This is a genomic window from Polynucleobacter sp. 31A-FELB, assembly GCF_018882405.1.
Lineage (GTDB): Bacteria > Pseudomonadota > Gammaproteobacteria > Burkholderiales > Burkholderiaceae > Polynucleobacter.
Genome location: NZ_JACVOO010000001.1, coordinates 298,712 through 305,778, shown reverse-complemented (window position 1 = coordinate 305,778; position 7,067 = coordinate 298,712). Strand labels below are relative to the sequence as shown.

The following is a 7,067-nucleotide window of genomic DNA, read 5'->3' as shown; positions in this document are numbered from 1 at the left end:
TTGTTTTAGACCGCATTCATCGCTGGGGGATCTCCCACCAGCGATGTTTGCAAAGTCATTTTGTAGTTCAACCACACCGCCCGATTTTCTGGCTCAGAGCTGACCGGTTTGTGGGAGGAGGTCAAACGTGAAATCGCCCGTCATTTTGGACGATATCAAAATTGGGGAGCCACATCTTCCAATCTTTTCGTTTTGTCTGAAGTTTATTGGGGTCTGCAATTGCTAAAGATCCCATTTCGGGGGTAAATATCGAAAGGGAGCCATTTTGAATTGAGCACCCTCCAGAAAAAGATAGCCTATCAATTACAGGATTTTTCTTAATCCATAGCGCAATAAATCCATTCAATGTTTCCGGGTCTCTGAAATTAATTAAGTGCTTAATTTCATTAATTTTGGTTAATAGAAAAAGCTTTGCATCAAATTCAGAAGTGAGTGTATTGGGCGATGATTCAAGTAGATTAATCAATAGCCTTGGAAGAGTAAAATACTTTTCCAATTTATTAACTGTTTTGGCATCCGATCGTGACAGAGGAATTTTTTCAATTGGATGAACTGCCTTTACACGGGTAAGTTTTCCTATGGTTGTGGCCTTATTCTCCTGTTTAACGCTTTTAATGGTCATTACATTTCCACCCATGTTTATTTTTTTAGTTAGATGAATTAAATTAATCCGCCTCCTTGTTAAGCCAGTCCACCAGCCAACCGCTATTTGGTCTGGTGCATTTGAAAGCTTCGGGATCGTATGTTCCATCAGTTATTTTTGCCTGGGTAATGGCATTTACTATGGCTCTCCGGGCTTTAAATCTTGTTGATAGTGGGTAGTCGTCTTGATCCCCTGAGTCATATTTAGGTAGGTTATTGTTATTCTTCTGCATAAATTTCCTTTTAATTTCTTGTAATTAAAAAGCAATCAAGGTGCAATTACTTTGATTATTTTTGGTTGCCAGATTTGAAGTCTTCAATTCGTAAGTTGTGGGGTGCTGCATTTAATGGAAGGCGACAAACAAATACATATTTAGGCCCTAATACTCTATCGGTAGTTTTTGCCTGCATCTGTGCTTTTGCTATAACCCTCTGGGCGGAATGACGAACCATAAGTGGATAAGCATTTGTATCTTCAGGCCCATCTTCAAATAAATATGCATTATTTTTGTTCATAACACCCCTTAGTTATTTTGTAATTTCCATGCCAGTAGCTTATCGGCATATTTATCAATGAATCGAGTAAAGTTTTCTTGGCCGCCATTAACTTCAAGATCTGCAATCTCTCTGTCTTCCAACATAATCTCTAGTAAATCAATATATTTAGCTCTGTCATCTTCAGGGTGATTGGGGAGATCCAGTCTTAATTGTGCGGATATTGATTCGAGCTTATGTTTATCTAAGGAGTTCATTTATTTATCCATTTAGAGATCAATTAGATCTCGCTCTTTAATGTTGAGTGATCTAAGCTTTGCTCTTATGCGTACGATGGCCTTAGCCTCTATTTGACGCACTCTTTCTTTGGTTAAATTCATCATCAAACCAATTTCTTGAAGGGTTAGCTCACCTTGGCTTGGATATTTTTTAGCAGTCATTTATTGCCCTATGTAATTTTTTGATCAACTCATCTCGATCAAATGGCTTAAATGCTTCCTCATATGGTTTGATCGTTTTACTTTTAATTACACCTTTAGCAAAATCAAAAACCAAGAAATGGCTATGCTGCCCTTTTTCATCGGGACCCCCGGGGGGATGGCTAATTCACCATTAAACCAATCAGCAAAAACTCCATCGGCGGGTGCTCCGGGAAAAACATCTTGTAGCACCAATTCCTGAAGGTCGAACCCCTCTCGTTTACCCATGTAAAGCTCTGCTTCTTCATCGACTCGAATTTGCGGCACTATGAGGCGAGAATTTGTTTCGTGCCTCCATACAATTAGATCCACAAAATAAAGCTTGTTATCTCGTATTTCCCATGCGCCATGAAATCCACGCAAGTAAAAGTTACCAGTGGGGTGAAATTCAATTTTGGGTTTTACTTGCTCCAATATGTAGCATCTATGGTTGTATTCAACGCCTTCATAAATAATCGTTTCTGGAGATTGGTTGATCATTTCACTCTCTAGGCAGGAAGATGAGCCATGTTAAAAATTAAACCTATCTATTTAGCTTACAGGAAGTGCGTTTCACAATATGAGAAAATCTTATTAAATTTATACAGTTATCAATTTCACGTATGGAAAAATCTAAAAAATCTAAACAAAACTTAGAAGACCTGCTTAAATCTAATCAAGTAGTTACTGGTAAGGTGATTGTTGAGCGTAAAAAGGTTATGGATGAAGCTATTGAGTTTGAGATGCGTGAACGCCGCTACAAGGCTAGCCATTTAAAATGACGATTGAATTCGTTGGGAAGATGAACCCCAAGCCAATTAAGTCTGGCGAACAAGATCTTACAGAAGAAAGAGCGCAGTTCCGTTCCGATGAAGAACGCCGTAGATTAAGGCGACTAGGCCTATTGAATGAGCCCAAACCCGAAGAAACTAGAGAGCACTTCGAAGAGTAATTACTTATTGCTGGGCTTCGAACGCAGATTTAATCGTGATCTTTTGCCGCGTCTTGGTATTTCTTTAATGTTGCGAGAATCTCATTTTTGACTCGCTTGCGTAACGTGGGTGGCGCTATAACCTCAACTCCAGAGCCATACTTCAATATATCCATTACTAATTCAGGATCTTGGTTGTAATCAAACTCAAGAAGGTAGTTACCATCTTTATCAAAAGTTCCTACTTGTTGTCCGTGCCAGGTTTCAGCGCTTACCCATCGTGCTTTTTCAGGATTAAATTTTAGCTTGGCCCTTTGACTGGCTCTGCCCGAAAAGATCCCATAGCTTTCGGCGAAGTGCTCATGCAATTGTTTTTCTGCTATTTCATCGGCCTTAATGTCAGTAACAATCGCTTTACTAATTCCATCAAGCGCAAAGCTACGCAGGGCTTTACGTAGATGACAGTAGGCATCTAAATACCAGTTATCTCTATAAAAGATTAATCGTTGTGGTGATATTTCTCTTTCAGTTGTTTTATCTTTGCCTCGGGCGTAGTAAGTAATCTGTAGTCGATTTCTCGTAAGTAGGGCGCTTCCCACCTCTTCAAAGTTTTCAATAGAGCTCTTGCGAGCAGACATGCCAAACACCTTTAGGCGCTTACGTAGAGATTTCCCCCATCTGCATGGAAGCCATCTTTAAGTTTTTTCAATCCAACGGCTGCTAGTTTATTGGTGGAATGATCTCTTTTTGCCATCCGTCTTTCTCATTATTTGTTGCACTATTTGTGTAACATTTTACGTGGGATGTTGTGATGTTTCAAGGGTTAATATGGCGTAACATTAGCCAAAACATACACACGTTTATTGGCTTGCAGGGCGATTTTTGAATTTAATTGGAACGCTACGGTTCTTGGGGAATGCGGACACCTCTTCCGCCATATACGACAGCAGAGCCCCTAACCACGGGGCTCTTTGTTTTTGGGGCTCTCTATGCGTCAATAAAATTGCCTATTTCCAGGTTAAATGATCAACATTGTCAATAAATCGGCTGATATGGCTCGGGTTAAATAATTGCTAACGGGGGTGATTATTAATAGCCCTTCACCCAATAAAAAAATTGTTAACTAATTTAATAAAATCAATTAATTAACATACTTTACTTCCTATTAACATAGTGTATGTTAATAGCTAAAAACAGTGTTAAAATGGATGCATGAAGAATGCACATGAGTTATTTAACCAAGCAGGCATTTACTTGCAGCAAGCCCTAGGAGAGGATTTGCTGCAGGAGGGTACTTGGGAGAAAGGGGCGCAATTACCACGCTATCTTGCCCAAACATACGATATGGGCAAAGCTAGGCTGGCTGGAATCGAGGTTCTTTTGATGGCCAATAAAGACGGGGTTCAAGCATTGCCAGCATTACTTAAACAAAGGGCACTTATTCAGAAAGAGGCTGGGGTGCCGGTCATTTGGGTTGGAGATGCTCTTCAGGCTTATGCGCGCAGAGAGATGGTTGCGAGGCGAATGCCTTTTATCATTCCGTTTAAACAGGCCTACCTACCCCCGTTGGGAGTGGAGTTTCAAGAGCGCGCATTGGCAACGAGGGTCGATGTCAAAGAAAAGCTACATGTGGCAACCCAAGTATTTTTGATTAATACGCTGCTTGGTAATTTACCTGACACATCAAATCCAAAAGAGATTGCCATGTACTTGGGCTATAGCCTTATGGCTATGACTCGTATTAAAAGCGAGTTGATGGAGCATGGTTGGTTAGATATGGATGCTTATAGAGGAGGGCGACTCTGGCGACTGACGGCTGAAGGGGGCGAGCTCTGGAAAGCCATTAAGCCTTATTTACAAACCCCGGTACGTAAACGCCTGTGGATTCGAAATCCAAATCCACGTATTGAGGGCTTGCCTCTTGCAGGATTGAGCGCCTTGGCTGAGCAAACTATGCTTGGAGAGCCACCAAATATTGTGCGAGCAATTGGAGAATTGGACTGGCGTAAATTAGAGCGCGAGTTGGATGCCGATCAAATTGTCCCTGAGGCGATCGATGGCAGTTTGGAGTTAGAAGTTTGGCGTTATGCGCCACAAAGAATTAAAACCCTCAATACCAAAGAGGGTGATGCGAATAACGGCATCGTAGATCCATACTCTTTGTTTTTAAGTCTTGAGGCCATGGATGATGATCGAGTTCAAGTGGCGTTAAAAGAATTGTTGAGAGGGATAGGTTAATGGCAACGCAAGTAGGGCTGAAGGTCTTTGAGGAAGTATTTAAAGGATTTGAGGATCAGTATGTGTTGATAGGCGGTAGCGCTACGCAGTTGGCTATGGAGAGTGCCGGGGAGCTATTTAGCCGCACCACTAAAGACTTGGATATTGTTGTGATTGTTGATGCGCTGACCCCTGAGTTCATTGAGAAATTTTGGGAATTTGTGAAGGCGGGCGAGTACGAGATTCAGCAAAAGAGCGATGCCACTAGGCAGTTTTACCGCTTTAAAAAACCTAAGACCGCTGGACACCCCTTCATGCTTGAACTCTTTTCAAGGAAACCAGACTTTCTTAGAGAGAGGGATATTGGCGATATGCGGGCGATTCCTCTAGCGGAGGATGTTTCTAGTCTTTCCGCGATTTTGTTGGATGATGATTATTACGGTTTGATAAAAAGAGATAGAAAACCAGCCATGCGGAAAATCCACAGTTCAACCCTTCATTGATCGTTGAGGTCTGAACGACTAAAAGGGTCGGCGTCGGTAAGCTTTCACTGTTATTTACAATTTATAAGTTGTTATGATAATATACAACCCAAGTGTTGTTATTGTATATTACAATTTAAAAGTTGTATTCATAGTGAGACTGCAGATGATTTATCAAATTCAAACCCTAGAGACCTTGAAGTTATTTATTAGGGCTTTCCGAAAGCAAAAGGGGGTGACTCAGGCTGATATGGCGGAAAAGCTCGGAATTAGTCAGCAGGCTTATGCGCGTTTTGAGGGCAATCCGCAATTAGCCACTCTTGAAAGATTGTTCCTGGTCTTGCGGATCCTGGATGTCAACATATCACTAGAGCAGATCATTAAAAACTCAAAAGAAGCAAAAACCAACATGAAATCTGAGTCCAAGGAGATTTGGTAGTCATGGCAGCTCGCACAAAATCAAGGGGCCTAACCATTTGGATGAATGGTGTTCAAGTGGGCACTTGGCAAATCACAAGACAACTTGAAAGCTTCTCCTATTCTAATGAATGGATTATGCGGGCAGAAGCAAGACCCTTATCACTATCCCTTCCTTTCTTGCCGGGTAATGCGGCGCATCAAGGCGATCCTGTTAATTATTATTTTGATAACTTATTGCCTGATAGTGACGTGATTCGTAGGAGGTTAGCGAGTCGTTATCAGGTAAAAAGTTTGGGCGCCTTTGACTTGTTATCTCAGCTTGGTCGCGATTGTGTTGGGGCTATACAGCTCCTGCCCGATGGTGAGTTGCCAGCAGAAATTTATCAAATTCAAGGTCGAGCATTGAGCAATGAGGAGATCGCAGATCATCTTCGTCGCGTCTCGTCGGATTCGGTTTTCAGGCAAGCAGAGCAAAGCAATGATTTAAGACTATCCATAGCCGGTGCGCAAGAAAAAACTGCGCTACTTAAGCGCGATGGACGTTGGCTCTTGCCTCAAGGTAGCACTCCAACTACACATATTTTGAAATTGCCCTTGGGTTTGGTTGGTCATATGCGTGCTGACATGCGCACATCGGTTGAGAATGAGTGGCTCTGCTCTAAAATTATGGCTGCATATGGTATTCCAACTGCTCCCTGTGAAATTAATTCTTTTGAGGATCAAAAAGTATTGGTCGTTGAGCGCTTTGACCGGAGATTAGCTGCTGATGGGCAATGGATTATGCGCCTCCCTCAGGAGGATTTTTGTCAGGCAATGGGCATATCGCCAATGAGCAAATATCAGGCGGATGGAGGTCCGAGTATCACATCTGCAATGAAGTTATTGCTGGGGTCGGTGAACGCAGAGCAAGATCGAATACATTTTTTTAAAACACAAATTATTTTTTGGATCTTAGCTGCAACTGATGGACATGGTAAAAACTTTAGCATTGCGCATCTGCCGGGCTCTCAATACCAAGCAACTCCAATTTATGACGTGTTATCAGCGCACCCAGTAATAGGTTTTGGGGTAAATCAAATAGCACCCCAAAAAGCGAAGCTAGCAATGGCTGTTCGGGGATCGACCAATCACTACCTGCTAGATAAAATTCACTATAGACACTGGCTGGCTCAGGCTCAGCAGGCAGGTCTTGGTGCTGATGTAGCACAGCAATTAATTGGCGAAGTTATTGAGATGACTGGGTTTGTCATCAATCAAGTAAGGACGAGCATTACAGGGCCATTCCCAATGGATGTGGCTGAGTCAATTTTTATGGGAATGGAAGAGAAGGTCCAAATGTTAGCCTCCCAATTTTCAACCTAGAAAATACAAACCCCAGCAAGTTCACACTTGCTGGGGTTTTGTCTTTCAAGTAACTAGAAA

12 protein-coding genes are annotated in these 7,067 nt (G+C 42.0%); 6 read left to right on the top strand and 6 right to left on the bottom strand.

Features of this window, described 5'->3' with window-relative positions:
- Positions 1 to 121: 121 nt before the first annotated feature.
- The 5 genes from ICN30_RS01540 to ICN30_RS01520 form a co-directional block, all read right to left on the bottom strand.
- A complete protein-coding gene (locus tag ICN30_RS01540) occupies positions 122 to 751 on the bottom strand; it encodes a hypothetical protein (protein WP_216272761.1) in 630 nt (209 codons plus the stop codon).
- A 179-nt stretch (positions 752 to 930) separates the two neighbouring features.
- Complete coding sequence (locus ICN30_RS01535; protein WP_216272760.1) at positions 931 to 1,158, bottom strand: hypothetical protein; 228 nt, start codon at positions 1,156 to 1,158, stop codon at positions 931 to 933.
- Positions 1,159 to 1,166: 8 nt separating this feature from the next.
- The gene (locus ICN30_RS01530; RefSeq protein WP_216272758.1) at positions 1,167 to 1,394 is read right to left on the bottom strand and encodes a hypothetical protein; all 228 of its coding nucleotides are present in this window, start codon (positions 1,392 to 1,394) and stop codon (positions 1,167 to 1,169) included.
- A gap of 12 nt (positions 1,395 to 1,406) precedes the next feature.
- Positions 1,407 to 1,577 carry a sigma factor-like helix-turn-helix DNA-binding protein gene (locus ICN30_RS01525; RefSeq protein WP_216272756.1) on the bottom strand — a complete coding sequence of 57 codons (171 nt, stop codon included), beginning with the start codon at positions 1,575 to 1,577 and terminating at the stop codon, positions 1,407 to 1,409.
- Positions 1,578 to 1,664: 87 nt separating this feature from the next.
- Positions 1,665 to 2,096, bottom strand: a complete 432-nt coding sequence (locus ICN30_RS01520; RefSeq protein ID WP_216272754.1) for a hypothetical protein — start codon at positions 2,094 to 2,096, stop codon at positions 1,665 to 1,667.
- Positions 2,097 to 2,218: 122 nt separating this feature from the next.
- On the opposite strand from ICN30_RS01520, the gene ICN30_RS01515 reads away from it, so the two are divergent.
- On the top strand, positions 2,219 to 2,377 hold the full coding sequence (locus ICN30_RS01515; protein WP_216272752.1) for a hypothetical protein: 159 nt from the start codon (positions 2,219 to 2,221) through the stop codon (positions 2,375 to 2,377).
- Positions 2,374 to 2,547 (top strand): hypothetical protein, encoded by a 174-nt coding sequence (locus tag ICN30_RS01510; RefSeq protein ID WP_216272750.1) that lies wholly within the window; start codon positions 2,374 to 2,376, stop codon positions 2,545 to 2,547. The genes ICN30_RS01515 and ICN30_RS01510 overlap by 4 nt, the downstream gene beginning before the upstream one ends.
- Positions 2,548 to 2,576: 29 nt before the next feature.
- Here the strand turns inward: ICN30_RS01510 and ICN30_RS01505 are convergent, their stop codons facing one another.
- Positions 2,577 to 3,164: a YafY family protein gene (locus ICN30_RS01505; protein ID WP_216272748.1), complete on the bottom strand. Its 588-nt coding sequence runs from the start codon at positions 3,162 to 3,164 to the stop codon at positions 2,577 to 2,579.
- A 574-nt stretch (positions 3,165 to 3,738) separates the two neighbouring features.
- Between ICN30_RS01505 and ICN30_RS01500 the strand changes: the two genes are divergently transcribed.
- The 4 genes from ICN30_RS01500 (at position 3,739) to ICN30_RS01485 (ending at position 7,007) form a co-directional block, all read left to right on the top strand.
- Complete coding sequence (locus ICN30_RS01500) at positions 3,739 to 4,764, top strand: hypothetical protein (protein ID WP_216272746.1); 1,026 nt, start codon at positions 3,739 to 3,741, stop codon at positions 4,762 to 4,764.
- Complete coding sequence (locus ICN30_RS01495) at positions 4,764 to 5,246, top strand: hypothetical protein (RefSeq protein ID WP_216229327.1); 483 nt, start codon at positions 4,764 to 4,766, stop codon at positions 5,244 to 5,246. The genes ICN30_RS01500 and ICN30_RS01495 overlap by 1 nt, the downstream gene beginning before the upstream one ends.
- Positions 5,247 to 5,391: 145 nt before the next feature.
- Positions 5,392 to 5,664 carry a helix-turn-helix domain-containing protein gene (locus ICN30_RS01490; RefSeq protein ID WP_216229328.1) on the top strand — a complete coding sequence of 91 codons (273 nt, stop codon included), beginning with the start codon at positions 5,392 to 5,394 and terminating at the stop codon, positions 5,662 to 5,664.
- A 2-nt stretch (positions 5,665 to 5,666) separates the two neighbouring features.
- On the top strand, positions 5,667 to 7,007 hold the full coding sequence (locus ICN30_RS01485; protein WP_216229329.1) for a type II toxin-antitoxin system HipA family toxin: 1,341 nt from the start codon (positions 5,667 to 5,669) through the stop codon (positions 7,005 to 7,007).
- Positions 7,008 to 7,067 lie beyond the last annotated feature (60 nt).